At 72.6% G+C, this 24,254-nt stretch carries 24 protein-coding genes and 1 tRNA gene; 11 read left to right on the top strand and 14 right to left on the bottom strand.

Annotated elements, in window-relative coordinates:
* The first annotated feature begins 86 nt into the window (after window positions 1-86).
* The 4 genes from KZ813_RS18850 (at window position 87) to KZ813_RS18835 (ending at window position 3,012) form a co-directional block, all read left to right on the top strand.
* Entirely contained in the window at window positions 87-827 is a 741-nt protein-coding gene (locus KZ813_RS18850; RefSeq protein ID WP_219756531.1) for a Bax inhibitor-1/YccA family protein, read from the top strand.
* Window positions 828-933: 106 nt separating this feature from the next.
* Window positions 934-1,716, top strand: coding sequence for a transglutaminase-like domain-containing protein (locus KZ813_RS18845; protein ID WP_219756530.1), 783 nt, complete (start codon window positions 934-936; stop codon window positions 1,714-1,716).
* A 72-nt stretch (window positions 1,717-1,788) separates the two neighbouring features.
* A complete protein-coding gene (locus tag KZ813_RS18840) occupies window positions 1,789-2,082 on the top strand; it encodes a hypothetical protein (RefSeq protein WP_219756529.1) in 294 nt (97 codons plus the stop codon).
* 378 nt (window positions 2,083-2,460) lie between these two features.
* Complete coding sequence (locus KZ813_RS18835; protein ID WP_183929301.1) at window positions 2,461-3,012, top strand: hypothetical protein; 552 nt, start codon at window positions 2,461-2,463, stop codon at window positions 3,010-3,012.
* A 6-nt stretch (window positions 3,013-3,018) separates the two neighbouring features.
* On the opposite strand, the gene KZ813_RS18830 is transcribed toward KZ813_RS18835, so the two are convergent.
* The 4 genes from KZ813_RS18830 to KZ813_RS18815 form a co-directional block, all read right to left on the bottom strand.
* Window positions 3,019-3,381: a barstar family protein gene (locus KZ813_RS18830; RefSeq protein WP_219756528.1), complete on the bottom strand. Its 363-nt coding sequence runs from the start codon at window positions 3,379-3,381 to the stop codon at window positions 3,019-3,021.
* Between the two features lie 35 nt (window positions 3,382-3,416).
* A complete protein-coding gene (locus KZ813_RS18825) occupies window positions 3,417-4,151 on the bottom strand; it encodes an extensin-like domain-containing protein (RefSeq protein WP_219756580.1) in 735 nt (244 codons plus the stop codon).
* A 17-nt stretch (window positions 4,152-4,168) separates the two neighbouring features.
* Window positions 4,169-4,933: an NUDIX hydrolase gene (locus KZ813_RS18820; protein ID WP_219756527.1), complete on the bottom strand. Its 765-nt coding sequence runs from the start codon at window positions 4,931-4,933 to the stop codon at window positions 4,169-4,171.
* 54 nt (window positions 4,934-4,987) lie between these two features.
* Window positions 4,988-5,063, bottom strand: a tRNA-Ala gene (locus tag KZ813_RS18815).
* Window positions 5,064-5,300: 237 nt separating this feature from the next.
* Here KZ813_RS18815 and KZ813_RS18810 point away from each other — a divergent pair.
* Complete coding sequence (locus KZ813_RS18810) at window positions 5,301-6,596, top strand: DUF2171 domain-containing protein (RefSeq protein ID WP_219756526.1); 1,296 nt, start codon at window positions 5,301-5,303, stop codon at window positions 6,594-6,596.
* A gap of 93 nt (window positions 6,597-6,689) precedes the next feature.
* Here the strand turns inward: KZ813_RS18810 and KZ813_RS18805 are convergent, their stop codons facing one another.
* From KZ813_RS18805 to ypfJ, 3 genes are all read right to left on the bottom strand, one after another.
* Window positions 6,690-7,754 carry a hypothetical protein gene (locus tag KZ813_RS18805; RefSeq protein WP_219756525.1) on the bottom strand — a complete coding sequence of 355 codons (1,065 nt, stop codon included), beginning with the start codon at window positions 7,752-7,754 and terminating at the stop codon, window positions 6,690-6,692.
* A gap of 87 nt (window positions 7,755-7,841) precedes the next feature.
* Complete coding sequence (locus KZ813_RS18800; RefSeq protein ID WP_219756524.1) at window positions 7,842-9,596, bottom strand: methyl-accepting chemotaxis protein; 1,755 nt, start codon at window positions 9,594-9,596, stop codon at window positions 7,842-7,844.
* 272 nt (window positions 9,597-9,868) lie between these two features.
* On the bottom strand, window positions 9,869-10,780 hold the full coding sequence (ypfJ, locus tag KZ813_RS18795) for a KPN_02809 family neutral zinc metallopeptidase (RefSeq protein WP_219756523.1): 912 nt from the start codon (window positions 10,778-10,780) through the stop codon (window positions 9,869-9,871).
* A gap of 114 nt (window positions 10,781-10,894) precedes the next feature.
* On the opposite strand from ypfJ, the gene KZ813_RS18790 reads away from it, so the two are divergent.
* Both KZ813_RS18790 and KZ813_RS18785 read left to right on the top strand, forming a co-directional pair.
* Window positions 10,895-11,680, top strand: a complete 786-nt coding sequence (locus KZ813_RS18790) for a 3-hydroxybutyrate dehydrogenase (RefSeq protein ID WP_219756522.1) — start codon at window positions 10,895-10,897, stop codon at window positions 11,678-11,680.
* Entirely contained in the window at window positions 11,677-12,300 is a 624-nt protein-coding gene (locus tag KZ813_RS18785) for a DUF4893 domain-containing protein (RefSeq protein ID WP_219756521.1), read from the top strand. The genes KZ813_RS18790 and KZ813_RS18785 overlap by 4 nt, the downstream gene beginning before the upstream one ends.
* A 7-nt stretch (window positions 12,301-12,307) precedes the next feature.
* On the opposite strand, the gene KZ813_RS18780 is transcribed toward KZ813_RS18785, so the two are convergent.
* Entirely contained in the window at window positions 12,308-12,946 is a 639-nt protein-coding gene (locus KZ813_RS18780) for a hypothetical protein (protein ID WP_219756520.1), read from the bottom strand.
* Complete coding sequence (locus KZ813_RS18775; RefSeq protein ID WP_219756519.1) at window positions 12,943-13,896, bottom strand: cation diffusion facilitator family transporter; 954 nt, start codon at window positions 13,894-13,896, stop codon at window positions 12,943-12,945. Before KZ813_RS18775 ends, KZ813_RS18780 begins: the two co-directional genes overlap by 4 nt.
* A 177-nt stretch (window positions 13,897-14,073) precedes the next feature.
* On the opposite strand from KZ813_RS18775, the gene KZ813_RS18770 reads away from it, so the two are divergent.
* Window positions 14,074-14,589 (top strand): GAF domain-containing protein, encoded by a 516-nt coding sequence (locus tag KZ813_RS18770; RefSeq protein WP_219756518.1) that lies wholly within the window; start codon window positions 14,074-14,076, stop codon window positions 14,587-14,589.
* A 6-nt stretch (window positions 14,590-14,595) separates the two neighbouring features.
* Here the strand turns inward: KZ813_RS18770 and KZ813_RS18765 are convergent, their stop codons facing one another.
* Complete coding sequence (locus KZ813_RS18765) at window positions 14,596-14,877, bottom strand: chorismate mutase (RefSeq protein WP_219756517.1); 282 nt, start codon at window positions 14,875-14,877, stop codon at window positions 14,596-14,598.
* A gap of 101 nt (window positions 14,878-14,978) precedes the next feature.
* On the opposite strand from KZ813_RS18765, the gene KZ813_RS18760 reads away from it, so the two are divergent.
* Window positions 14,979-15,989 carry a polyprenyl synthetase family protein gene (locus tag KZ813_RS18760; protein ID WP_219756516.1) on the top strand — a complete coding sequence of 337 codons (1,011 nt, stop codon included), beginning with the start codon at window positions 14,979-14,981 and terminating at the stop codon, window positions 15,987-15,989.
* Window positions 15,990-16,235: 246 nt separating this feature from the next.
* On the opposite strand, the gene KZ813_RS18755 is transcribed toward KZ813_RS18760, so the two are convergent.
* The 4 genes from KZ813_RS18755 to KZ813_RS18740 all read right to left on the bottom strand — a co-directional run bounded on the left by KZ813_RS18755 (window position 16,236) and on the right by KZ813_RS18740 (window position 21,410).
* A complete protein-coding gene (locus tag KZ813_RS18755; protein WP_219756515.1) occupies window positions 16,236-17,408 on the bottom strand; it encodes a deoxyguanosinetriphosphate triphosphohydrolase in 1,173 nt (390 codons plus the stop codon).
* The gene (locus KZ813_RS18750; RefSeq protein ID WP_219756514.1) at window positions 17,405-19,603 is read right to left on the bottom strand and encodes a tetratricopeptide repeat protein; all 2,199 of its coding nucleotides are present in this window, start codon (window positions 19,601-19,603) and stop codon (window positions 17,405-17,407) included. Before KZ813_RS18750 ends, KZ813_RS18755 begins: the two co-directional genes overlap by 4 nt.
* Window positions 19,604-19,763: 160 nt before the next feature.
* A complete protein-coding gene (locus KZ813_RS18745) occupies window positions 19,764-20,444 on the bottom strand; it encodes a PAS domain S-box protein (protein WP_219756513.1) in 681 nt (226 codons plus the stop codon).
* A gap of 141 nt (window positions 20,445-20,585) precedes the next feature.
* On the bottom strand, window positions 20,586-21,410 hold the full coding sequence (locus KZ813_RS18740) for a class I mannose-6-phosphate isomerase (protein ID WP_219756512.1): 825 nt from the start codon (window positions 21,408-21,410) through the stop codon (window positions 20,586-20,588).
* Between the two features lie 115 nt (window positions 21,411-21,525).
* Between KZ813_RS18740 and KZ813_RS18735 the strand changes: the two genes are divergently transcribed.
* Entirely contained in the window at window positions 21,526-22,524 is a 999-nt protein-coding gene (locus tag KZ813_RS18735) for an outer membrane protein assembly factor BamD (RefSeq protein WP_219756511.1), read from the top strand.
* A gap of 63 nt (window positions 22,525-22,587) precedes the next feature.
* Complete coding sequence (recN, locus tag KZ813_RS18730; protein ID WP_219756510.1) at window positions 22,588-24,243, top strand: DNA repair protein RecN; 1,656 nt, start codon at window positions 22,588-22,590, stop codon at window positions 24,241-24,243.
* Window positions 24,244-24,254 lie beyond the last annotated feature (11 nt).

Raw genomic sequence — 24,254 nt, 5'->3', positions numbered from 1 at the left:
GGGGAGCACCTTCCTTGAAAAGGAAACGACGCGCGGCGATATTCGTGGCAACCGGCATGAGTGCCGGCCGAAGGAGTTTTGAGACAATGGCCAACTGGTCCGATCCCCGGCCCTCCGCCGCCGCGTTCGGCGGAACCGCTTCGGGCACCCGCGACGCGGCGTTCGACGCCGGGCTGCGGTCGTACATGCTGTCCGTCTACAATTACATGGCCTCGGGCGTGCTGCTCACCGGCATGGTCGCGCTGGCGTTCGCGCTATCGGGCTATGCCCAGGCCGCGTTCCAGTCACCGCTGCGCTGGGTGATCGCGCTGCTGCCGCTCGGCTTCGTCTTCGCGATGAGCTTCGGTCAGGGCAAGTTCTCCACGTCGACGCTCAAGGCGATGTTCTGGGGCTTCGCGGTGGCGATGGGCCTTTCGCTATCGTCGATCTTTTTCGTCTACTCGCCGGTCGCGATCGCCCAGGCGTTCGCCGCGACCGCGGCGGGCTTCGCCGCGCTGAGCCTCTACGGCTACACCACCAAGCGTGACCTGTCGGCGTTCGGCGCGTTCCTGATCATCGGCCTCGTCGGCCTCATCGTCGCCAGCCTGATCAACCTGTTCGTGAACTCGGGCCCGCTCGGCCTGGTGATCTCGATCGTCGGCGTGCTGCTGTTCGCGGGCCTCACCGCTTATGACACGCAGCGCACCAAGAGCCTGTACTTCCAGGTCGCGGGTTATGGCCCCGAGATGGTCGGCAAGGCGGTGGTGATGTCGGCGCTGAGCCTCTACCTCGACTTCATCAACATGTTCCTCTTCATCCTGCGGCTGTTCGGCGGCAATCGCGACTGAGCCGCGTAGCCGATCGGCGATCGGCGGCGTTACGGAGGGGCTCGGCGGGTGACCGCCGGGCCCCTTCTCTCTTGCGGGTTCGCGGTAGCGGACCGGAGACCCGTGCATGCGCCTCTCGATCCACGTCCTGCTCGACTACGGATTTCCCGAGCCCGCTGACGTGCTGCTCCAGATCGAGGCGGCGGCGCTCCCCGCGCAGCGGCTGGAGCGTCAGTCGCTGATGATCGAGTCGAACCATCCGATCCGCGCGGTCGCGGGCGAGGAGGGGGTGGGGCAACGCTGCTGGGCGCGCGGCGAGGGTCGGCTGGTGGCGCGCTACGAGGCCGTGGTCGCGGTCGACCGCGCCACGCTCGACCTCGCCGCGCTGCCGGCCACGCCGGTCACCGCGCTGCCGGCGACGACCATCCCCTACCTGCTGCCGAGCCGCTACTGCGAGTCGGACCGATTCGAGCATCTCGTCCGCCGTCGCTTCGCCGGGCTGAGCGGTGGCGCGCTGGCGCTCGCGCTCGCCGACTTCGTGCGCGGCCATCTCCGCTACGACGGCAGCGACACCGACTCGCGCACCACCGCGATGGAGACCTTCGCGCAGGGGAGGGGCGTGTGCCGCGACTATGCGCATCTGCTCGTCGCGATGGCCCGCGCGGTGGAGATCCCTGCGCGCTGCGTCGCCGTCTATGCCCCCGGCGTCGACCCGCCCGACTTCCACGCGGTGGCCGAACTGTGGCTCGACGGCAGCTGGCACCTGGTCGACGCCACCGGCATGGCACGCGCCGACGAGATGGCGGTGGTGACGGTCGGGCGCGACGCCACCGACATCGCCTTCATGACCGTGTTCGGCACCGCCAACCTGTGGACGCAGACCGTCCGCGTCGAGCGGCTGGCGGATTGATCGCGCAGGAACGCGCGCCGGTGGCGCGGCGTTGGACGTATCAGACTGTTGCCAGCATCGCAGGAGAGAGACATGACCGACCAGAGCCCGATCGACGACCGCGCGCTCGACAGCCTCTCGGTGGCGCCCGACGCCGGCAACGCCGGTGGTTCGAAGGACCCGCGCCAGGACGCCGGTCAGGACCGCTCGATCGAGAAGAGGTTGCAGAAGCACCCCGACAGCGCGGACGCCAAGGTCGACCAGGGATTGGACGAGTCGATGGACGCCTCGGACCCGGTCTCGGCGACCCAGCCGGGGCGCGACGATCCGGCGCCCTCGTCCGGCTATGACGAGGCCGAGGAGGCGGAACGCCAGCGCGACGCCTGACGACAGAGAGGCTTGGTCGCCTCTCCCACCGCAGCATGACTCCGGCCAGGGCTGGGCCGAGGCGGGATAGCGCTCGTTCGAGATAGGAGCGCGTCCCATGTGGCTTCGGGCCTGGACCAGGTTCTACGACGTGGCTCGCCGCATGCGCCTGGTCGCTGCCGCCGATCCGGGTAACCACGGCACCCGATCGAATGTTGCTCAAAAGCCGCGCCGCCCTCGTGTTTTCCACCATGATACAACCGCTGGTCGCATCCATGTTGCGGTGCGGCAGGGATCGTGATGGATTGATGACAGCCGGGAGGCACGCGCGTTAAGGGCTGCGTTAACCCTTTTCGCGCATGATCCTCCCGGTTGAAACGCTGGGGCGGGGTACGGATCATGGGTGCCAGAAGGAAGCCGGCCGAGGGCGCGATGACATTGGCCGAGATGAAGGAGTTCGCCGGGTTCGCGGCGGCGACGCAGCGCTACGTGCGGCGCAGCCTCGACGTCGGGCTCGACCGGGACGACGCGATGACCCGTTGGTCGCGCGACGTCGTCGAGGCGGCGAGCATCCGCGCGCAGGCGCATCATTACCGTCGCCTGCCCGCGATCCGCGCGCTGGTGCCCGACGACAGCGGGCTCGAGGCCGCCGAGCAGCTGCTCGCGCCGCTGATCACGCTCTCCGCCTTCGACCTGGGGCAGGGGCGGATCACCACCTTCTCGGCCTATCGCTTCCTTTACGAGCGGCTGGTCGGCGCGCAGGTGCGGCCGTGGCTGCCCTCGGCCTTCTGCGCCGCCGCGGCGATGCCGCATCTCCACCCGGAACTGCGCCGCGCGCTGCTCCAGTCGATCAGCGAGGCGGCGGCGACCGCCTCGGGCTGGTCCTCGCGCCAGCCCGCGTTCTTCCCGGCCTGGGTCGAGAAGGTCGACGTCACCGCGCTGCCGAACTGAGCCGCGCTACCGTGCCGGTCGCGTCGGGGGGCGCGGCCGCGCGGGCGTGACGCGCAGCTCCACCCGCTCGCCCAGCGCGGCGGACGCGTCGGCGAAGACCTCGCGCACGCGCGTCAGATAGGCCACCAGCGCGGCCGGGCAGGACGCCGCGCCCACGATCTCCACCACGACCGGCGGGCGCACGCGGTTGAGCGCCGCGACCATCGAGTCGTACAATGCGTCGAGGCTGTCGCCGTGCCACGCGGGCGCGCCGAGCGCGTCGAGCAAGGCGCGCCACATCGCCTCGCGCGAGTCCCAGCCGCGCGCGTCGAGGCGGATCGTGAGCGGAGGGAGCGGCGCCGATCGGTGCCGTCGGCCCGTTCCCCCCATAGGTTCATCCCCGCCTGGAGCATCGGTCGCCTGCTTCACCGGCACGCGCGCCAGCCCGTCGCGCCGCGCGCGGCCTGGTCGAGGTGGAGGTGATCGCGGTGCGCCGCATTATAGTCCGGCGAGAGTACGGTGGCGAACACCGTGCAGGCGCCGTCGCGCACGTCGCGGAGGAACGCCGCCTTGGCGCCGTCGCCGCGCCAGTCGCGCAGCACGCTGACTCGAGTGCCGTCGTCGAGCCGGAAGCCCGCGACGTCGAGCGCGTTGGCGGTGGCATGCTCGCTCCAGCCGCCGCCGCTGCGCCCGTACAGGCGCCGGCAGGAATAGCTGCCGAGATGCTCGATCCGGCTGACCCGCGCGCCGAGATGGCGCTGCGCCGCGGGCGCGACCACGTCCCACTCCCACACCGCCAGCGCCGCGGCGACGGGGCAGGCGACCGCGACGCTGGCGGGCGCGAGCGCGATCCGCCGCGCGCCCCCGTCCTCGAGCCGTACCGCCGAATCATAGCCGCACCGCGACTCAGGCGGGCGCCGCGCCGGCACCGCTTCGTAGCGCACGCCCGCCTGGGCGAGCAGCACCGCGCAGCGCGCGGGCGCGTCGGCCAGCGCGGCGAGCTTGCGCCCGGTGAACAGGCCGACCGGCTGGCCGAGGTCGAGCGGCGCCCAGGGCAGGTCCTGGGGGCGCCCGCGCAGGTAGCTCCACGCCAGCAGCGCCGCCGCGGCGAGCGCCGTCAGCACCAGCGCCGTCGCGAGCGCGCGCCGCGTGCCGCGCAGCAGGCGCGCGCCCGCGCTCAGCCGCGCCGCGCGCGCGCCACCGGCTCGGCGGTGACCGGATAGCCGAGATCGTCGGGGATGCAGAGGTGGTCGACTCCGTCGCGCCGCTCGATCCACGGCGTGATCCGCCGCAGCGGCGTGGCGCGCGCGTGCGCCACCGCCTCGTCGTAGCTGGCAAACTGCGCCAGCCGCTCGAGGTTGCGCCGGGTCGGGAAGATCAGCGTGCGCTCGCCCCGCGCGGCCGCGTCGAGCGTGTCGCGCGCGCCGGCCCAGTCGAGCCGCACGTTCTCGGTCGAGTCGACCCGCGCGGGCGGCGCGCCGGCAGGCAGTCGCGCGAGATAGAAGCGCGTGTCGAACACCCGCGCGTGGCGTTCGCCCGGGCGCCAGTGCGCGAAGGGCACCAGCAGGTCGAGGTCGAGCGCCGCGCCGTCCAGCGCGTCGCCGAGCGCCGTGCCCCGCCCGAGCGCGGCGCGGATCGCGTCGCCGCACGTCGGGTCGGCGAGGCCGATCGCGACGCCGGTCTCCTCGATCGTCTCGCGCATCGCGGCGAGGCGCGCGGCGGCGTCCGCGGGAGCCGCGGGGCCGAGCGTCGCGGCGAGCGCCGCGTCGCCGGGATCGATCCGGCCGCCGGGGAAGACGGTGGCGCCGGGCGCGAAGGCGAGGCGGGGCGAGCGCTCGACGAGCAGCAGCTCGGGCGGCAGGCCGGCGCGGTCGCGGAACACGATCAGCGTCGCCGCGGGTATCGCGGGCGGCAGCGTCGCGTCGATGTCAGGATCGGTCATGGGAGCTCCCGCGGGAGAGGCATCGGCGGGGGCGCGGGAAGGTGATCGGGCGGGTGGTGGAGCTGAGGGGAATCGAACCCCTGACCTCTGCAGTGCGATTGCAGCGCTCTCCCATCTGAGCTACAGCCCCGCCCGCTTCCCCGGCATCGCCGGGGAGCGCCGCCCTTAGCCGGCGCACCCCCGCCATGCAACACGGAATCGTCGGTTCCTCCGAAATCCTGCCGCCCTGGCGAGGCGTTGGCCGATCGCGACGAGGCGCCGTTGCGCGCGCGCAACGGTAGGAACGAACCGCTCCGTTGATCCTTGTCAGTGTGCCCGCTCGCGACGACGCAACGCGCCGCGCGACGTGTCACGTAGGAGAACCACCATGGGTTACGAACGCTATCCGCGCGGTACCAATCCCCAGGGCGATTATTACGGCCGCAGCGAGACTCAGGACTATGGCCGCGACTATGGCTCGGGGCGCGACCAGAGCTATTCCAGCGCCCGCGACTATCAGGCCGCCGGCAGCTTCGATCGCGACGACGACGGCCGCGGATCCTACGGTCGCCGCGAATATGGGAACGCCGGCTATGCCCGCGGCGGTCGGGACGAGAACCGCGGTGACCGGGGCTACGGCGATCGCGGCTACGGCGAGAGCGGGTTCAGCGGCGGTGACCGCGGCCGCTACGGCGCGCAGCAATACGGCCAGTCGGGCCAAGGTCAGGACCGCGAGCGCTTCCAGCGCCAGGACTATGGCAACCAGAATTACGGCGGCCGCGACTATGGACAGCAGGGCTACGGCGCGCAGGGTCGCGGCTACGGCCAGCAGGGGCAGGGCGGCAGCGAGTATCACGGCAGCTACGCGTCGGACGGTCGTCGCTTCGAGGACGTCGGCGCGCGTCGCCACGCGGACGACGATTCGTATCGCGGGCGCCAGCAGGGCGGACGTGACTATGGCCGCCAGCCGCAGGGCTATGACTACGACGAGCGCGGTTTCCTCGCCCGTGCGGGCGACGAGGTCCGTAGCTGGTTCGGCGACGAGGACGCCGAGCGCCGCCGCGAGGCCGACAGCCGCTACGACGAGCGCTACGAGGGCCAGCGCGAACAGGGCCAGCGCGACGGCGATTACCACAGCTGGCGCTCGAGCCAGATCGCGTCGTTCGACCGCGACTATGACGAATATCGTCAGGAGAACCGCACCAAGTTCCACAATGAGTTCGCCTCGTGGCGCACCGAGCGCCAGGGACAGCGCGACTCGCTCGACAAGGTGCAGGAGCATGACGAGGTGGTCGGCTCGGACGGCAGCCATGTCGGCACCGTCGACAAGGTGCGCGGCGATCGCATCCTGCTGACCAAGAACGACGTCGACGCGGGCGGCCAGCACCACTCGATCCCGTCGCGCTGGATCAAGTCGGTCGAGGACAAGAAGGTCACGCTGACCAAGAGCGCGGACGAGGCCAAGCAGCACTGGCGCACCGAGGAGAAGAACCAGGCGATGTTCGGCTACGGTGACCGCGGCAGCGACGGCGATCGCCAGCGCGGCGGCACGACGACCGCCACGAGCGCGACCGCGGGCAGCAGCGCGGCGGGGGCGACCTCCGGGTCGACGACCGGGGCGTCGAGCACCGGCGACGACACCGGCTCGACGAACCTCAATCGCAGCTTCTCGGGCACCTACTGAGCCGAGACTGCCACCGTCGCAGGTCACTGACCTGCGCGAGAAGAAGACCCCGGGTGGCGACACCCGGGGTTTTTTCTCGTCGGTCGCACGACCTTACTGCATCGCCTTGGCGTCGATCGTCACCTGCTTGCCGAGCGCGCTGCCCAGCGGCCGCTGCTTGGTGATGTCGTCGAACACCTGTCTCGGCGTCGGCAGCGCGGTGAAGGACGGGAAGGTCATCGTGCGCCCGTCGACGTCGCTCAGCGTCACCGCGTAGCTCGGCGCCTTGACCAGTCGCTCGCCCTCGCGCTGCTGCGCGGCGAGCTGCGAGGCCGTGCTGAGCCGCGCCCAGGCGACGCGCCCCGCATCCTGGATCGCGACGCCATAGCCGTCGCTCTCGTCCTCGCGGCGGTAGGCGGCGTAGCCCGCGCCGGGCTCACCCTCGCGGCACCAGGGGCGCGAGGAGGCGGGCACGGGCTCGGCCTCCTTCTCCTGCGCCGCCATCGCGCCGAGGAACGACAGCAGCAGGTCGGTCGTCTCGGGCTTGACCATCTTCGCCCTGCCGTAAGCGAGCACGGCCGGGCAGGCCGCGATCGGCGCGGCGGGGCGTGCCGCGCCGTCCTCGGGCAGGCGGAGCGCCGCGACGAAGTCGGTGAGCTGGCGGTCGAGCGCGGCGCTGTTGCCCCGACCCGTCATCCGCAGCACCACCAGCCACTCGCCGAGCGGCATCACCGCCAGCGCGGTGCTGCGGTTGGGCCCGTCGACGATCGCATAGGTCTGGCGCAGCGCCGCGGGGGTCGTGCCGCTCGCGGCGAAGGCGATCGGCGCCTCGCTCGCCGGCGCGGCGTGGCGGAAGAGGTCGCGCGCCTCGAGCGTGGCGCGGGCGCGGTCGAACCACACCGCCACCTCGGGTAGGGCGGAGTGGAACAGGTACAATGTCGCGAAGGTGGCGTGGTCGGCGCTCTCGAACTGTGCGGTCACGTCGTGCTCGGTTGCGGTCGAGTCGCTCAGCGAGAGGCGCGTGAGACCGGCGACCTGTGGTCGCAGCACGAGGCGGGTCTGCGCGTGCATCCAGCCCTTGTCGGCGGGCACGGCCAGCGTCCGCGGCGCCGCGCGGGCCGGGTCGGTCATCGTCGTCGCCAGCGCCGCCGCCAGCGCCAGACCCAGGATCGTCCGCATCGTGCGCTCCCCCGCGGGTCGATCCCGCCGCGTGGCAGACTAGCGCGGCGCGGCGGCGCGCGTCACCTCGATCCGCTCCGGACCGGGTCAGGCGGCGAGTGCGCGGCGCGGCATCTCGCGGCGGGCCAGCGCGCGGGAGTCCACGACGAAGCGCGACACTTCCTGGGTGAGCGAATCGGCCTCGCTCTCGAGGTTGCGCGACACCGCGGTGATCTCCTCCACCATCGCGGCATTCTGCTGGGTCACGCCGTCGATCTGGTTGAGCGCGACGTCGATCTGGTCGAGCCCGCTCGCCTGCGCGCGCGCCGAGGTCGCGATCTCCGCCACCAGGCCGCCGATCGCGCCGATCTGCCCCGTGATCCGCTCCAGCGCGGCCCCGGTCTCGTTGACGAGGCGGACGCTGGCATCGACCTGCTCGCCGCTCTGCGTGATCCGCTGGCGCACGTCGGTGGCGGCGTCGGCGCAGCGCGCGGCGAGCGCGCGCACCTCGTTGGCGACCACCGCGAAGCCCTTGCCCGCGTCGCCGGCGCGCGCCGCCTCGACCCCGGCGTTGAGCGCCAGCAGGTTGGTCTGGAAGGCGATCGCGTCGATCACCGCGATGATCGCGCCGATCTCGGCCGAGGCCTGCTCCAGCCGCCCCATCGCGGCGACCGCGTCGCGCACCACGCTGCCGCCGCGCTGCGCCTCGTCGTGCACCGTCTCCATCGCCTGATGCGCCTTGGCGGCACCGTCGGCGGCCTGGCGCATCGTGCCGGCGATCTCGCTCATCGCCGCCGAGGTCTCCTCGAGGCTGGCGGCCTGGTGCTCGGTGCGGCGCGAGAGGTCGTCGGACGCCTGGCTCAGCTCGGCGGTGTGGCCGTGCACCGCGGCGCTGCCGTCGCGGATCGCGCCGATCGCGCCGCGAATCTCGTCGAGCGCGTTGTTGTAATCGGCGCGCAGCCGCTCGTAGCTGTCGGGGAAGCCGCCCTCGATCCGCGCGGTGAGCTGCCCCTCGGCGAGCGCGGCGAGGTGGCGCGCGAGCGTCGCGACCACCTCGCGCTGCTCCGCGTCGGCGCGCGCCTTGGCCAACGCGCCCTCGCGCAGCACGCTGACCGACTTGGCCATCGTCCCGATCTCGTCGCCGCGGTCGAGCCCCGGCACGTCGACCTCGAGCTGCCCGCGCGCGAGCTGCTCCATCGCGCCGCGCATCTCACCGAGCGGGCGGAACATGCGCCGCGTGATCGCGAGGCAGACCAGCGCCGCGGCGACGGTGACGACCAGCGCGGCGAGCGCGATGCTGAGCTGCACCTCGTGCAGGTCGGCGAGGAACTGCGCCGCCGGGATGCCGACGTAGAGCACGCCGATCACTTTGCCGCCGGAGTCCTTGATGGGGTCATAGGCGGTGAAGAAGGGGGTGCCGAGGATGTCGGCGCGGCCGCGATAGGGCTTGCCGTCGCGCAGCACCGCGTCGCGCACCGCCTGGCTGGTGAGCGTGGTGCCGACCGCGCGCGTGCCGTCGGGGTTCTTGACGTTGGTGGCGACGCGCGTGTCGCCGCGGAAGATCGTGGCGGTGCCGCCGACCAGCGCCTTGACGTGGTCGACCGCGGCATTGTCGCCGTTGAGCGCGTGCGCGCCCATCACCAGCGTGTCGCCCTCGACGTGGGCGGCGCGACCGTGGCGGTGCAGCACGTCCCAGGCGACGCGCATGTTCGCTTCCTGGCGCTCGGTGGCGCGCCGCTCGGCGTTGGCGCCGAGGATGGTCGCGGTCACGCCGGCGGTGACCAGCGCGAGCAGCCCGAGCGACAGCACGATCAGCACCGTCACCTTGGCGGACAGGCCCCGCCCCGCCAGCGTCTTCGCCACAACTCGCATGTACAGACCCGATCTTCGTTCAGCCGAGGGCGCGTCGAGCGCGCCGATCTTGGCCGTAGGTGACCGGAAATGCTTAAAATGCGGCTACTAACCTAGGTGAGGGGCGGTGTGTCCCGCCCACCCCCATCGACGATAAGCGATCGCCGTCATCGCGACCCTGCTCCGCGATCCACTCCTCCGCGCGAGCGGTACGTCCCGAGCGCGCGCCCCGATGCGTCCCGGGACACGCCCGGGATGACGCCGGGGCGGGGCGATGGCCGATATCAGATCGCCCCCGAGAAGGTGTCGCACTGCGCCGGGTCGCCGCTCTCCATGCCGCGCCGCAGCCAGGTCTGGCGCTGCGCCGAGGTGCCGTGGGTGAAGCTGTCGGGCACGACGCGGCCCTGCGCTTCCTTCTGGAGCGTGTCGTCGCCGATCGCCTGCGCCGCGCGCATGCCCTCCTCGACGTCGCCCGGGTCGAGCCGCTGCCGGTTCTGCGCCGCCCACACGCCGGCGTAGCAGTCGGCCTGGAGCTCGAGCCGCACCGACAGCGCGTTGCCCTCGCGTTCGCCGCCGCGCGCCTGGGCGCGCTGCACCTGGTCGGAGGTGCCGAGCAGCTTCTGGATATGATGGCCGAACTCGTGCGCGATCACGTAATATTGCGCGAAGTCGCCGGGTGCCTTGAAGCGGTTGGTCAGCTCGTCGAAGAACTCGGTGTCGAGATAGATGCCGTTGTCGCTCGGGCAGTAGAAGGGGCCCATCGCCGACATCGCCTGGCCGCAGCCCGATTGGCCGCTGCCGTCGAAGAAGCGCAGCATCGGCGGGCTGAAGCGCTGGCCTTCCTTGGCGAAGATCTGCTCCCAGGTGTTCTGCGCGTTGCTGAAGGCCTGGCAGGTCTCGCGCCGCTGCGGCGAGGCGTCGCAGATCTGGCGGACTCCGCCGCCCTCCGAGGTGCCCACCTGCGCGGTCGGCGCCGAGGTCGTGCCGCCCCCGCCGAGCAGCCCGCCGAGGTTGCCGAGCCCGCCGAAGACCGCGAGCAGGAGCAGCACCACGACGATGCCGCCGCAGCCGAAGCGGCTCCCGATCAGCGGGAGCAGGCCGAGCAGCAGCCCGCCGCCGCCGCCACCGCCCAGGCCACCGCCGCCGCCGCGCGCCTCGCCGACGTTGATGTCGTTGTCATAATCGTCGAGCCGCATCGTTCGGGTCCCCCCAGGCGTTTCGTATCCGTCACGGCATGAATGCGTTCGGGGGCTGGCGGGTTGCAAGCGTGCGCCGCCTCACCGATGGGGACGCGCAGAGGAGACGAGCGGATGGTCCTGACAGGCAAGAGCGCGGTGGTGACCGGGTCGACCTCGGGCATCGGCCTGGCGATCGCGCGCGCGCTCGCCGCCGAGGGTGCCAGCGTGATGCTCAACGGGTTCGGCGAGGAAGGCGCGATCGCCGAGATGCTCGGCGAGCTGTCAGGGGCGAGCGGGGCCGAGGCGCTGCACGACGGTGCCGACATGACGCGCCCCGATCAGATCGCGGCGATGATCGAGCGCGCGCACGCCGCGTGGGGCGGCCCCGACATCCTCGTCAACAACGCCGGCATCCAGCACGTCGCGCCGATCGCGGACTTTCCCGCGGAGAAGTGGGACGCGATCCTCGCGATCAACCTGACCAGCGCCTTCCACACGATGCGCGCCGCGGTGCCGCACATGCGCGCGCGCGGCTGGGGGCGGATCGTGTCGACCGCCTCCGCGCACAGTCTCGTCGCCAGCCCCAACAAGTCCGCCTATGTCGCCGCCAAGCACGGTCTGGTCGGGCTGACCAAGACGGTCGCGCTGGAGACTGCGGCGGACGGCATCACCGCCAACTGCGTCTCGCCCGGCTATGTCTGGACCCCCCTCGTCGAGCGGCAGATCCCCGACACGATGGCGGCGCGCGGGCTGACGCGCGAGCAGGTGATCGACGACGTGCTGCTCGCCGCGCAGCCGACCAAGCAGTTCGTGACGTCGGAGCAGGTCGCCGCACTCGTCCTCTTCCTCTGCGGCGAGGCGGCGAGCGCGATCACCGGCGCCAACCTGTCGGTCGACGGCGGCTGGACCGCGGCGTGAGGCGCACCACCGCGCTCGCGCTCGCCGCCGCGCTCGCCGGCTGCGGCAACGGCGCGGCGCCGCGGCTGATCCCGCCCGCCGCGGGCAGCGACTGGCGCCGCGTCGCCACACCCTCCGATCGCGAGCGGCTGCGCTCCTGGCGCCAGACCTGGCAGCGCGCGCTCGACGCCGCGCGCCGCGCCGCGCCCGACGCGGTGGCCGCGCAGGGCGCGCTGTTCGACTATGACCGCGCGCTCGACCAGCCGATCCCGCCGGCGGGCCGCTACAGCTGCCGCGTGTACAAGCTTGGCGCGCGCCAGCCGGGGCAGCTCGACTACGTCGACTATCCCGCCTTCGCCTGCCGCGTCGCGGTGGACGGAAACGGCATGCTGCGGCTCGAGAAACTGACCGGCTCGCAGCGGCCCACGGGGGTGATCTTCGCCGACAACGGGCTGCGGGCGGTGTTCCTGGGGGTGATGATCCTAGGCGACGAGGCGCGGCCTTATCCCTATGGCCGGGAGCCCGCGCGCGACCTGGCGGGCTGGGTCGAGCGGATCGGTCCCGCGCGCTGGCGCGTGGCGCTGCCGCAGCCCGCGTTCGAGTCGCTGCTCGACGTGGTGGAGTTGGTGCCGGCGGGGTAGCGCGCCGCTAGCCCGTCTTCTCGCCGTTCTTCCCCGGCAGCGCACCCGGAGTCGATACCGGCGCATCGATCGGCACCGACGCGTCGAGCGGGGGATGCTCGGCCAGGTAGGTCCTGCCGTCCTGCTCGATCACGCGGACCTGCGCCGCGTTCGCCGCCGCCACGGCGTGCAGGAAGCTGGTCGGCTTCTTCATCAGCTTGGGAAAGTCGACCGTCACCAGCCCCGCGCGTCGCGCCGCCTCGCGCACGAAGGTGACGCAGTTGCGCTTGCCGAGATTGTAGGTCGAATCGCCGGTGGCGGCGTCCCACTCGCGCACCAGCGCCAGTACGGCGGCATAGTGCGCGTCGCTCAGCGTCACCGCGAAGCGCACCTTGCTGCCCTGCATGTAGGTGAGCTTGGGCCGCTCGATCTGCCCGGCGACGTTGCCGAACAGGATCGCGGGCGTGACCGAGCGCGCGGTGAAGCCGTAGCTCACGTCGACCGGCGCGCCGCCCGCGTCGAGCGTGCCGCGCAGCTGGAAGAAGGCGTGGGGGAAATAATCGCCGAAGTCGCGGCTCCAGAAGGTCATCGTGACCGCCGCCTGCGCCGGCCACGCCGCGAGTGCGAGCAGCAGCGCCGCCAGAGCGGCGAGAGGGCGCGTGATCACGCGCGCACCTCGGCCGGCGGTGCGGCGGCATCCTCGCGCCGCTCGGGCCGGATATAGATCGACGACAGCCGCGGCTCGGCCGCGCGGAGCTGGTCCTCGATCGCCTCGATCATCCGCTCGCCCTCGCCCATGGTCAGCGTGTCGTCGAAGTCGGCGCTGATCGCGACGAAGATGCTGTCGGGCGCGGTGTGGATCGTGCGGACGTGGTTCACCGCGGTGACGCCGCGCTGGCGCTCCACCAACGCGCGCACCGTCGCCACCACCGCCGGGTCGGCGCGCTCGCCGATCAGCAGCCCCTTGCTCTCGCGCGCCAGCAGCATCGCGACCAGGGCCAGGATCACGCCGATGGCGATCGAGGCGAGGCCGTCGATCCGCGGGTCGGCGAAGGCATGGCTCGCCCAGACGCCGGCGGCGGCGATGACGAGGCCGGCGAGCGCGGCGGAATCCTCGAACAGCACCATGAACCCGGGCGGGTCCTTCGACTCGCGGATCGCGCGCCACCAGCCGCTGTCGCCCTTGGCCGCGGCGAACTCGCGCATCGCGAGGAACCAGGACGTGCCCTCCAAGGCGAAGGCGATCGCCAGCACGATATAGTTGAGCAGCGGATCGGACAGCGGCTCGGGCTCGCGCCAATGCTTCCAGCCCTCGTAGATCGACACGCCCGCGCCCACGGCGAAGATCAGGATCGCGACGACGAAGGACCAGAAATACAGCTCGCGCCCGTAGCCGAACGGATGCGCCGAGTCCGGCGCGCGTCGCGCCTTGTGCTGGCCGTAGAGCAGGAGGATCTGGTTGCCGCTGTCGACGAGCGAGTGGACACCCTCCGTCAGCATCGACGACGAGCCCGAGATCGCGGCGGCGGCGAACTTGGCGATCGCGATCCCGACATTGGCCGCGAGCGCGCCGTAGAGAACGATATTCTCGCGCACCCGCGCGGCGATCGTGGCCATGCAGTCTCCTCGAGCCGGCGCGGGACGCGACGGTGATGCCGCCAACGCGCGAGCGCGACAAGGTGCCGCGTGGCCGCGGCGTACCGCGTGATCCTTGCCGATCCGGAGGCGATGTAAGCGCGTCCTTCATCACTGCCGCGCTACACTGCCCGCTCGGCGGCAACGCAGCAGGATCACATGGGAATCACCGTCTACGAGCCGGCGCCGACGCCGCCCGACGAGCCAGCGCGCGAGCGCCTGGTCGAGGGGTCGGGCGCGCTCACCCTGCGCGACGACGGCGGGCTGCGGTCGCTCGTCGAGGACGTGCGCGAGACGCTGCAGACGCAGGCAGCGGCGGTGTCGATCGTCTACAAGGACTGGCATTACGTCATCGCCGGCGCGGGCTATGCCTCGGGCGCGTACAGCCGCCGCACCTCATTGTGCGGCCACGCCATCCTGTCGCCGAACGAGGTGTTCCACGTCGCCGACATCACCGAGGACACGCGCTTCGCGGGGAACCCGGCGCTGACCGAGCGCGACTCGCTGCGCTTCTACGCCGCGGCGCCGCTGCTCGCCGGCGCCGGGCTGCCGCTCGGCACGCTCTGCGTCTTCGATCGTGTCCCGCGCGTGCACCTCGCGACCAGCGACCGTTCCTATCTCCGCCGTCAGGCCGGGATGGTGGTGGCGCGGCTGGAGCGGCTGCAGGCGCGCTGAGACGGCTCAGCCCTGCTGCGCGGCGCGGTGGTGGCGGATCACCTCGTCGATGATGAAGCGGAGGAACTTCTCGGAGAATTCGGGGTCCAGCTCGGCCTCCTCGCTGAGCCGGCGGAGCCGCGCGATCTGCGCCTCCTCGCGCCCCGGGTCGGCCGCTGGCAGGCCGGCGGTGGCCTTGTGCGCGCCGACCGCCTGGGTGATCTTGAAGCGCTCGGCGAGCAGGCAGACCAGCGCGGCATCGATGTTGTCGATGCTCTTGCGGTAGCGTCTCAGGACGTCGTCGGTCATCGCTGGCTCCCTCGCGTGCGCGGTCTCCTTGCGGATCGCGATGACGAACAGCAAGCCCGCGCTTGCGTTGCGCGCGTGCGAACCCCTAAGGGCGAGGGTAGATGAGCGCCACTCTCCACCGTCTCGCCGGCACGTCGCCGTCGCTCGATCCGATGATCGATCTGGTCGCCGCGGACATGGCGGCGGTCAACCGCGTGATCGTCGACCGCATGCGCTCGGAGATCCCGCTCATCCCCGAGCTGGCCGGGCATCTGATCGCGGGCGGAGGCAAGCGGCTGCGGCCGATGCTGACGCTCGCCGGCGCGCGGCTGCTCGGCTATGGCGGCACGCGCCATCATCTGCTCGCCGCCGCGGTGGAGTTCATCCACACCGCGACGTTGCTGCACGACGACGTGGTCGACGGCTCCGACCTGCGCCGCGGCAAGCGCACCGCCAACATCATCTGGGGCAATCCCGCCAGCGTGCTGGTCGGCGACTTCCTGTTCTCGCGCTCCTTCGAGCTGATGGTCGAGGGCGGCAGCCTGCGCGCGCTCGAGATCCTGTCCAACGCGAGCGCGGTGATCGCCGAGGGCGAGGTCAACCAACTCACCGCGGTGCGGCGGATCGACCTGGGCGAGGAGCGCTACCTCGACATCATCGGTGCCAAGACCGCCGCGCTGTTCGCCGCCGCCTGCCGCATCGCCGCGGTGGTGGCCGATCGCGGCGAGGCGGACGAGGCGGCGCTCGACTCCTACGGCCGCAATCTCGGCATCGCCTTCCAGCTGGTCGACGACGCGATCGACTACACCAGCGACTCGGGCACGATGGGCAAGGACGCCGGCGACGACTTCCGCGAGGGCAAGATGACGCTGCCCGTGATCCTCGCCTACGCGCGCGGCGGCGAGGACGAGCGTGCCTTCTGGCGCGACGCGGTGTCGGGGCGGCGCGCCGGCGACGAGGAGTTCGCGCAGGCGGTCGCGCTGGTGCGCCAGACCCGCGCGGTGGACGACACCTTCGCGCGGGCGCGCCATTATGGCCAACTCGCGATCGACTCGCTCGCGTCCTTCCCCGAGAGCGCGGCCAAGGACGCGATGATCGAGGCGGTCGAGTTCGCGGTGGCGCGGGCGTATTGAGGCGCGGTTCGTAGCCTGGTCAGGCCGAGAGACGGCGCCGGGATCCATTCTCCTCCTGCGACACTCCTCTGCGACGCGGCGCGGTCTCAGGGCGATTTCCCGCGAGCGCGGGAACCCAGGGCCGGGCAGGAGAAACGGCTCGCATCGGTCCGTCCTCTAGAGGCTGATCCGAGTGGTTCGAAACAGTGTGGTGCTCCCGCGCGCGCGCGGGCCCGAAGACGGTTCGGAGCGGCGCCCTGTGCGGGCCTAGAACCCCTCCGGCAGGTCGATCGGGCCGACCACCTCGCGGTAGCGCGCGATCGCGTAGCGGTCGGTCATGCCGGCGATGAAGTCGGCGATGTGGCGCGAGATCGCCGGCTCCGCCGCGGGCAGGCGTCCGCGCCACTCCTCGGGCAGCCGCGCCGGGTCGTCGCGATAGGCCGCGAACAGCCCCGCCACCACCTGCGCCGCCGCTCCCGCCGCGGCGAGCTGGCGCGGGTGGTGGTAGAGGTTGGCGTACATGAAGCGCTTGAGCTCGCGCTCGGCCGTCGCCATCGCCGGCGAGAAGGCGATCAGCGGCTGCCCCGCGGCGCGCACCTCGTCCACGCTCGCCACCCCGGCGGCGTCGATGCGGCGCCGCGACTCGGCGATCAGGTCGTTGACCATCGCGCCGATCTGACTGCGGATCAGCTCTCCGGCGAGGCGCGCGCGCGGCACGTCGGCGAAGCGCGCCGCGACGCGCTCCCAGCCCGCGGCGACCAGCGGGACCGCCATGATCTGGTCGAGCGTCAGCAGGCCGGCGCGCAGCCCGTCGTCGATGTCGTGATTGTCATAGGCGATGTCGTCGGCCAGTGCCGCCACCTGCGCCTCGAGCGAGGCGTGCGTGTCGAGCGCGAGCGCGGCCTCCGCGTCCGCCTCGGCCAGCGCCCAGCCGGGATGGCGCGCCGGGCCGTTGTGCTTGGCCAGCCCCTCGAGCGTCTCCCATGTCAGGTTGAGACCGGGCCAGCGCGGATAGGGGCGCTCGATCCGCATCAGCGTGCGCAGCGTGTGGCCGTTATGGTCGAAGCCGCCGTGCGCGCGCGTCGCCGCGCGGAGCGCGTCCTCGCCGGCGTGGCCGAACGGCGGGTGGCCGATGTCGTGCGCGAGGCACAGCGCCTCGGTGAGGTCCTCGTTGAGCCCGAGCGTGCGCGCGATGGTGCGGCCGATCTGCGCCACCTCCAGGCTGTGGGTGAGCCGCACGCGGAAATGGTCGCCGTCGGGAGCGAGGAAGACCTGGGTTTTATGGCGCAGCCGGCGGAAGCTGATCGAGTGGATGATGCGGTCGCGGTCGCGCTGGAAGGCGTCGCGCGGCCCGCGGTCGCCCGCCTCCTCGGGGTGGAGCCGGCCGCGGCTGCGCGCCGGGTCGGAAGCCCAGGGCGCGCGATGGGGGCCGGCGCTCACTGGTCGAGCCGGGAGACCTTCTGGCCCGCCTCGCTGGTGAAGGTGAAGGCGGAGAGCCCCTGGCTGGCGAGCGTGTTGACCATCGCGCGCGCCTCGGCCTGGGTCTTGAACGGGCCGGTAACGATCCGGTTGGTGGCGCGCAGCGGCGTCGTATAGGCGCGTTTGCCGGCGAGCGCGGGGGCCTTGCCCTGCGCCGCCTTCCACGCCTTGCCGAGATCGCCCGGGTTCGCGCCCCCCGCGACCTGGACCCAGATGCGCGCGGGCTCCTCGCGCTCGGCCTTGGCCGCGGCCCTGGCGGAGGCTCTGGTGGCGCCCTTACCGGTCTTGCCGGCGGGCGCGTCGTCCTCGTCGCCGTCCTTCGAGGTCGCCGGTTTCCGATCGGCCGCCTTCTTCTTGGCGGCGGCGGTCTTCGCGGCCGGCTCGTCCTCCGCCGCCGCGCGACCGCGCGCGCTTTTACGGGTGACGGGTGGCTCGTCCTCCTCGGCGGCAGGGGACCTGCGCTTGTCGGCGGCGGCGAGCTGTTTGCCGCGCGCGCGAGTCGGCGCGACGGGTTCCTCGGCGGCGACGTCGCGCGTGGTCACGCGCTTCGCCGCGGCGAGCCGCTGCCGCTTCTGCTCGTCGGCGGCGGCGTTGCGCTCGGCCGCCTGCGCCGCCTCGTCGAGCGAGGCGCCGGTGGGCGCGGGCGGGGCGGCGACCGCGACGACCCGGTCGGCCCCCGGCATCGGCGCCACCCCGAGCTCGGCGCCGGGCACCGATATGCCCGCGACGATGCGCGCCAGGATCGAGTCCTCGCCGAGCCGCGGCGGCGTGGGGCGCGCGGCGACCATGGCGGGCGAGGGCGCGACGGCGACCGGACGCGCAGGGGCGGGCGCCGGCGTCGGCGCGGGCGCGGGCCGTGAGTAGGTCGGCGCCGCCGCGGCGAGCTGCGTGGCGGCGGCCGGGGCCGGGATGCTAGGCGTCGCAACGGCGGCCGTCACGGTCGCCGGCGCCGCGCCGACGGTGCTGCGCGGGGCCGCGAGCGCGGGGGCGACCGGCGACCGCGCCACGCTGGTGGGCACGGGGGCGGGGGCGGGCGCGGGTGCGGCCGAGGCGAGTCGCGGCGCCGGCGTGCTCGACGCCGCGGTCGTCGGTGCCGGCGCCGCCGTCGCGACCGCAACCGTCGGCGTCGGCGTCACGCTCGGTCGCGCGGCCAGCTGGCGATCGGCCGGCGCGGCGCGCGCGGCGAGCTGACGCTGGCGCTCGGCCTCTCTCAGGCGGCGGCGCTGTTCGCCGCGCGACAGCGGCTTGGTCGCGACCGGCGCCGCCGGCGTCGCCGCGGCGAGCTGCACCGGGCGCGGCGCATAGGGATCGGCGCCGAGCGCGGGCAGCACCGGCACCATGCGTGAGTCGGCGAGCCGCGCCGCCGTCGGCGCCACCTCGCCGAAATGGACCGCGAAGGCGCGGTCGGTGGCGTTCAGCGTCGGCAGCCGCTGGAAGAAGGCGGCGAGCCCCTGCGCCATGCCGGGCGGCATCATTCCCGTGGCGATCCGGTTCGCGCCCGAGACGTCCCCGCCCATCGCCAGGATGAAGGCGCGCGCGCGCCACGCGCCGCGGTCGGAGCGGCGCAGCAGCGCGTCGATCTCGGTCAGTGCCTCCTGCTGCCGCCCGGAGATGCCGAGCGACAGCGCGTAGCGACGGCGGATCTCGTCGACGTCGTCGCCCTGCGCGCCGCCCTGCGCCAGCGCCAGCCGGTAGTCGCGCTGGGCCCGCTCCTGCTCGCCGATCAGGTCGTAGGCGAGGCCCCGGTCGTCGGCGTAGCGCGCCATCACCGCGCCGTAGCGCTGCGCCTCGTCGAAATAGCGCAGCGCCTCGCCGGGCCGCTCGCCGTTGACCAGGATGCGCGCGATCCCGCCCTTCACGCGCGCGTTGCGCGGGTCGATCGCCTCGGCGCGCTTGTACAGCGCGGCGGCGGCGGTCGCGTCACCCAGCTTGAACGACAGCTCGCCGGCCTCGACCAGCGCGGAAAGGTCGCGCGGCGACGCGCCGATGCGGCGGACCAGCTCGGCGAGCCGGTCGGCCTCGGGGTTGGCGGCGGGCATGATCGCCTGCGCGCGCGCGGCGGGGGAGGTCGCGGCGGCGAGCGCGGCGGCGAGCGCCAGCGGCGCGAGCGCGGTGGCGAGCGTGCGTCCCGGTCGCGGGCGAGGGACGTCGGTCATGCGATACTTCTCCCCGCCCGCGACGTGGCCGGCGGAATGTCTGAATACCCGTCGCCGGGCCGGGCCGCCGTCTAGACCGGGTGACGGCTGAACCGGCAATGACGCCGCCCGCGGTGCTGCGATGAAGCGCGCCGGCCCGACGACGAGCCGTGCGACGGGCTCAGATCTTCTCCGCCGCGGCGAGATAGTCCCAGAGCTGCTTGCTGCCCTCGCCGGTCAGCCGCAGCAGCACGCGGCGGCGGTCGACGGGATCGGCCTCGCGGCAGACCAGCCCGCGCTCGACCAGCATGGTGATCTGCCGCAGCGCGGTGGTGAGCGGCGCGCCCGAGGCGACCGCGGCGCTCGTGGTGTAGGTCTGGCGGTTGGACAGTTCCTGGACGAACAGGTCGAGCAGCAGGTCGAACGCTGGCTCGCCGAACATCTCGCCCTCGAAGAACTGCGCGCGCAGTCGTCGCTTCGCCAGGATCCGCTCGGCGGCGACGCGCAACACGCGCCGCTGGTCCTCGACCCGCGGGGTTTCCAGCACCTCGACCGTGGCGAGCTGGCGCCGGTTGGTGCCGGTGTGGAAGAGGCTGACGTGGTTGGTGACCCAGATAGCGCTACCGTCGGCGACGATGTAGCGTTTCGTGATCGAGAAGGGGTCGCCACCGGCGAGCAACGCTTCCGAGCGCTGGCGATTGACGGTGCGGTCGTCCTGGTGCGTGAACTCGAGCACGTTCCGGCCGATCAGCGTGTCGCGCGTGAGACCCAGCATCGCGACATAATCGTCGTCGGCGTCGACGACGCGCAATTGTTCGTCGGTGAGGCAACTCATCAGGCTGCGCGACGCCGCGCGATCCATCGGCTCCATTCCCCTGTCCACGTCGCTCTCGCGGCAAGATGGGTGACGCTACCACGTAAACAGTCGGGAATGGAGCAAAGAAGATTTACTATGGATCAAATTCAGTGACTTGGCTCTTGTTAGCGGCACTGCGGCGCGTGGTCACTGGCGCCGCTGGCCGGGATAAGCGAACAGCAGGTCCGCATCGTTGGAGGCATGGAGCTGCTCGTGCCCGGTGACGGTGACGCACTCGCCCGCCTTCCACTCGACGCCGGCGACCACGCCCTCGCCGCGGATCGGGACGAGCCAGCCGGTCGTGCCCTCGGGCAGCGCGATCTCGCGCGCGCCGCCGGTCCAGCGTTCCAGCACGAACTTGGGCCCCTCGACCAGGATGGTGCGCCCGGGCGCGACCTCGCCGGGCGACGCGTAGGGCACGTACGGCTCGAGATGCGCCACGGCGACGCCGTCGTCGAGGTGCAGCTCGCGCGGGCGGCCGTAATCGAACAGGCGGTAGGTGGTGTCGGAGTTCTGCTGCACCTCGATCACCGTCAGCCCGGCGCCGATGGCATGGATCACGCCCGATTCCGAGTAGAGGAAGTCGCCCGCCTTCACCGGCTTCCAGTCGAGCTTGTGCTCGAGACTGCCGTCCTCGGCGCTGGCGCGGAGCTCCTCGCGCGTGATCGGCTGGAGCGGGCCGAGCGCGATCGTCGAATCGGGCTCGGCGGCGAGGATCGTCCAGCATTCGTCCTTGCCGCGCGGCAGGCCGCGCTTCTGCGCCTCCGCGTCGGAAGGATGGTCCTGCACCGACAGTTTCTCGCTGGTGAAGAGATATTTGATCAGCAGCTCGGACTGTTCCGGGTGCGGCGACTGGAACCAGATCTCGCCGATCGGCTCGGCGTCCGGCGCGGGATCGGGGAAGCCGGGGAACAGGTGATGCCGGCCCCAGGGTTTCTCGACGCGCTTGGTGGCGAGCAGGGTGGCGGGCATGCGGACTCCTTGGGTGCGAGCGAGTGAGCGGCGTCAACGTGTCGTGCGCGCGGCGCGTTGCGTCCGCGTGAAAGCCGTTGTTCGTCGCGACCTCCTTAAGCTAAGAGCCCGGTCGATGCGTACCCCCCTTTTCCGCTCTCCCGTCGTCCGGCCGCTGGCGCTCGGGCTCGTCGCCGCGCTGGCGCTCCCGGTCGCCGGCTGCGCGGGCAACCGCAACCGCGCCGATCTGCCCTATGTCGCGCGCGACGTCGGCACGCTCTACTCGGCCGCCAAGCAGCGGCTCGACCAGGGCCGCTACAAGGAGGCGGCGGCGCTCTTCGACGAGGTCGAGCGACAGCATCCTTACTCGGTATGGGCGCGGCGCGCGCAGCTGATGGGAGCGTTCAGCTATTATCTCAACCGAGACTATACCCAGTCGATCCAGGGGGCGCAGCGCTTCCTCTCGGTCCATCCCGGCAACCGCGACGCGCCCTATGCTTATTACCTCGTCGCGATGAGCTATTACGAGCAGATCAACGACGTCACGCGCGACCAGAAGATCACCTCGCAGGCGCAGGACGCGCTGGGCGAGCTGACGCGACGCTATCCCAACACGCGCTATGCCGCCGACGCGCGGCTGAAGATCGACCTGGTGCGCGACCATCTCGCCGGCAAGGAGATGGAGATCGGCCGCTTCTACGAGCGGCGCCGGCAGTGGCTCTCCGCCACGCTGCGCTTCCGCCGCGTCGTCGACGAATATCAGACCACCACCCACGCGCCCGAGGCGCTGATGCGGCTGACCGAGACCTATCTCGCGCTCGGTGTGCGCGCCGAGGCGGAGAAGGCCGCGGCGGTGCTCGGCGCCAATTATCCGGGCACCGAATGGTACCAGCGCGCGTACAAGCTGATGAAGGACTATCCCGCCAAGCCGATCGCGCCGCTCGCGCCCGGCGAGCTGGTCGTGCCGGTCGCGACTCGCCCCGGCGTGCCGGGCGAGGCGACCGCCCCGCCGCCCCGCGCCGAGGCGCCGGCGCCGACGACGCCGGCCACCACCGGCGGCGACAATCCCTCGGGCAGCACCGCGCCGGGCGCGGTCACCGACACGCCCGCGACCACGCCGACCGGACCGCAGTAAAGCGCGGGGGCGGAACAGAAGGGGTAAACAGGCGCACGATTCGCCGCTAAGGAGCGCAGGCCGATGCTGACCGCGCTATCCATCCGTGACGTCGTGCTGATCGAGGCGCTCGAACTCGACTTCGGTGCGGGCCTCGGTGTGCTCACCGGCGAGACCGGCGCCGGCAAGTCGATCCTGCTCGACGCGCTGGGGCTGGCGCTCGGCCGCCGCGGCGAGAGCGGGCTGGTGCGGGCCGGCGCGACCCAGGCGGTGGTGACCGCCAGCTTCGACGCGTCGGCCGCCGCGGCGGCGCTGCTCGCCGACAACGGCCTGGAACTCGAGCCGGGCGAGCCGTTGATCATCCGCCGCCTCGTCAAGGCCGATGGCGGCAGCCGCGCCTTCGTCAACGATCAGCCCGCCTCGGCGGCGCTGCTGCGCGAACTCGGCGCGCTGCTGGTGGAGATCCACGGCCAGCACGACGACCGCGGGCTGCTCGCCGCGGCGGGGCATCGCGCTCTGCTGGACGCCTATGCGCGCGGCAACACCCGCGCCGTGGCGGAGGCGCATGCGGCGTGGCGCGCCGCCGAGCGCTCGCTGGCGGAGGCGCGCGACGGCATCGCGGCGGCGCAGCGCGACCGCGAGTGGCTCGACCATTCGGTGGCCGAGCTCGTCGCGCTCGCGCCCGAGCCGGGCGAGGAGGAGGCGCTGGCGGAGCGCCGCCGCACGATGCAACGCGCCGAGAAGGTGGCCGACGACCTGGGCGCGGTGACCGACCATCTCGACGGCGGCGACGGCGCGCTGACTCACCTGCGCCAGGCCGCGCGCGTGCTGGAACGGGTCGCCGAGGATCATCCCGCGCTCGCCGACGCGCTCGCGGCGGTCGACCGCGCGCTGATCGAGGGCAGCGCCGCCGAGGAGCGGCTGCGCGAGGCCGCGGCGGCGCTGCTCTACGACCCGCGCCGGCTCGAGGACGACGAGGCGCGGCTGTTCGAGCTGCGCGCGATGGCGCGCAAGCATCGCGTACAGCCTGACGCGCTCGCCGCGCTGGCGGACGATCTGGCGGCCCAGCTCGAGCGGCTCAACGCGGGCGAGGAGGGGCTGGCGAGCCTGGAGCGCGCGGTAGCCGAGGCGCGCGCGCGCTACGAGGCGGCGGCGGCGGCGCTGACCGCCACCCGCACCGCGGCGGCGTCTCGGCTCGACGCCGCGGTGGCGGACGAGCTGGCCCCGCTGAAGCTCGACGCGGCGCGCTTCCGCACCGTGGTCGCACCGCTCGCGGAGAACGACTGGTCGCCGGCGGGGCGCGACCGGGTCGAGTTCGAGATCGCCACGAACCCGGGCGCGCCGTTCGCGGCGCTGGCCAAGATCGCCTCGGGCGGCGAGCTGTCGCGCTTCATCCTGGCGCTCAAGGTGGCGCTGGCGCAGGAGGGCGGCGCCACCACGATGATCTTCGACGAGATCGACAGGGGCGTGGGCGGCGCGGTGGCGAGCGCGATCGGCGAGCGGCTGGCGCGGCTGGCGCAGGCGACCCAGCTGCTGGTGGTGACGCACAGCCCGCAGGTAGCGGCGCGCGGCGCGACGCACTGGCTGATCGCCAAGTCGAGCGACGGGGTGGTGACCCGCACCGGCGTGCGCCCGCTCGACGCCGCCGAGCGCCGCGAGGAGATCGCGCGGATGCTCTCCGGCGCGACCGTCACCGACGAGGCGCGCGCGCAGGCGGAGCGGCTGCTCGAGGCGGGGTGAGGCGGCTCCTC

Source organism: Sphingomonas folli (assembly GCF_019429525.1).
GTDB lineage: Bacteria > Pseudomonadota > Alphaproteobacteria > Sphingomonadales > Sphingomonadaceae > Sphingomonas > Sphingomonas folii.
The sequence above is the reverse complement of the archived record's forward strand: the minus strand, read 5'-3'. Positions and strand labels throughout refer to the sequence as shown.

Bases quoted from the DNA above. Each gene is read 5' to 3' on its own strand.
- KZ813_RS18850 (WP_219756531.1), top strand. From the start codon at position 87: ATGGCCAACTGGTCCGATCCCCGGCCCTCCGCCGCCGCGTTCGGCGGA.
- KZ813_RS18845 (WP_219756530.1), top strand. From the start codon at position 934: ATGCGCCTCTCGATCCACGTCCTGCTCGACTACGGATTTCCCGAGCCC.
- KZ813_RS18840 (WP_219756529.1), top strand. From the start codon at position 1,789: ATGACCGACCAGAGCCCGATCGACGACCGCGCGCTCGACAGCCTCTCG.
- KZ813_RS18835 (WP_183929301.1), top strand. From the start codon at position 2,461: ATGGGTGCCAGAAGGAAGCCGGCCGAGGGCGCGATGACATTGGCCGAG.
- KZ813_RS18830 (WP_219756528.1), bottom strand. From the start codon at position 3,381: ATGGGGGGAACGGGCCGACGGCACCGATCGGCGCCGCTCCCTCCGCTC.
- KZ813_RS18820 (WP_219756527.1), bottom strand. From the start codon at position 4,933: ATGACCGATCCTGACATCGACGCGACGCTGCCGCCCGCGATACCCGCG.
- KZ813_RS18810 (WP_219756526.1), top strand. From the start codon at position 5,301: ATGGGTTACGAACGCTATCCGCGCGGTACCAATCCCCAGGGCGATTAT.
- KZ813_RS18805 (WP_219756525.1), bottom strand. From the start codon at position 7,754: ATGCGGACGATCCTGGGTCTGGCGCTGGCGGCGGCGCTGGCGACGACG.
- ypfJ (WP_219756523.1), bottom strand. From the start codon at position 10,780: ATGCGGCTCGACGATTATGACAACGACATCAACGTCGGCGAGGCGCGC.
- KZ813_RS18790 (WP_219756522.1), top strand. From the start codon at position 10,895: ATGGTCCTGACAGGCAAGAGCGCGGTGGTGACCGGGTCGACCTCGGGC.
- KZ813_RS18775 (WP_219756519.1), bottom strand. From the start codon at position 13,896: ATGGCCACGATCGCCGCGCGGGTGCGCGAGAATATCGTTCTCTACGGC.
- KZ813_RS18770 (WP_219756518.1), top strand. From the start codon at position 14,074: ATGGGAATCACCGTCTACGAGCCGGCGCCGACGCCGCCCGACGAGCCA.
- KZ813_RS18765 (WP_219756517.1), bottom strand. From the start codon at position 14,877: ATGACCGACGACGTCCTGAGACGCTACCGCAAGAGCATCGACAACATC.
- KZ813_RS18760 (WP_219756516.1), top strand. From the start codon at position 14,979: ATGAGCGCCACTCTCCACCGTCTCGCCGGCACGTCGCCGTCGCTCGAT.
- KZ813_RS18750 (WP_219756514.1), bottom strand. From the start codon at position 19,603: ATGACCGACGTCCCTCGCCCGCGACCGGGACGCACGCTCGCCACCGCG.
- KZ813_RS18745 (WP_219756513.1), bottom strand. From the start codon at position 20,444: ATGGATCGCGCGGCGTCGCGCAGCCTGATGAGTTGCCTCACCGACGAA.
- KZ813_RS18740 (WP_219756512.1), bottom strand. From the start codon at position 21,410: ATGCCCGCCACCCTGCTCGCCACCAAGCGCGTCGAGAAACCCTGGGGC.
- KZ813_RS18735 (WP_219756511.1), top strand. From the start codon at position 21,526: ATGCGTACCCCCCTTTTCCGCTCTCCCGTCGTCCGGCCGCTGGCGCTC.
- recN (WP_219756510.1), top strand. From the start codon at position 22,588: ATGCTGACCGCGCTATCCATCCGTGACGTCGTGCTGATCGAGGCGCTC.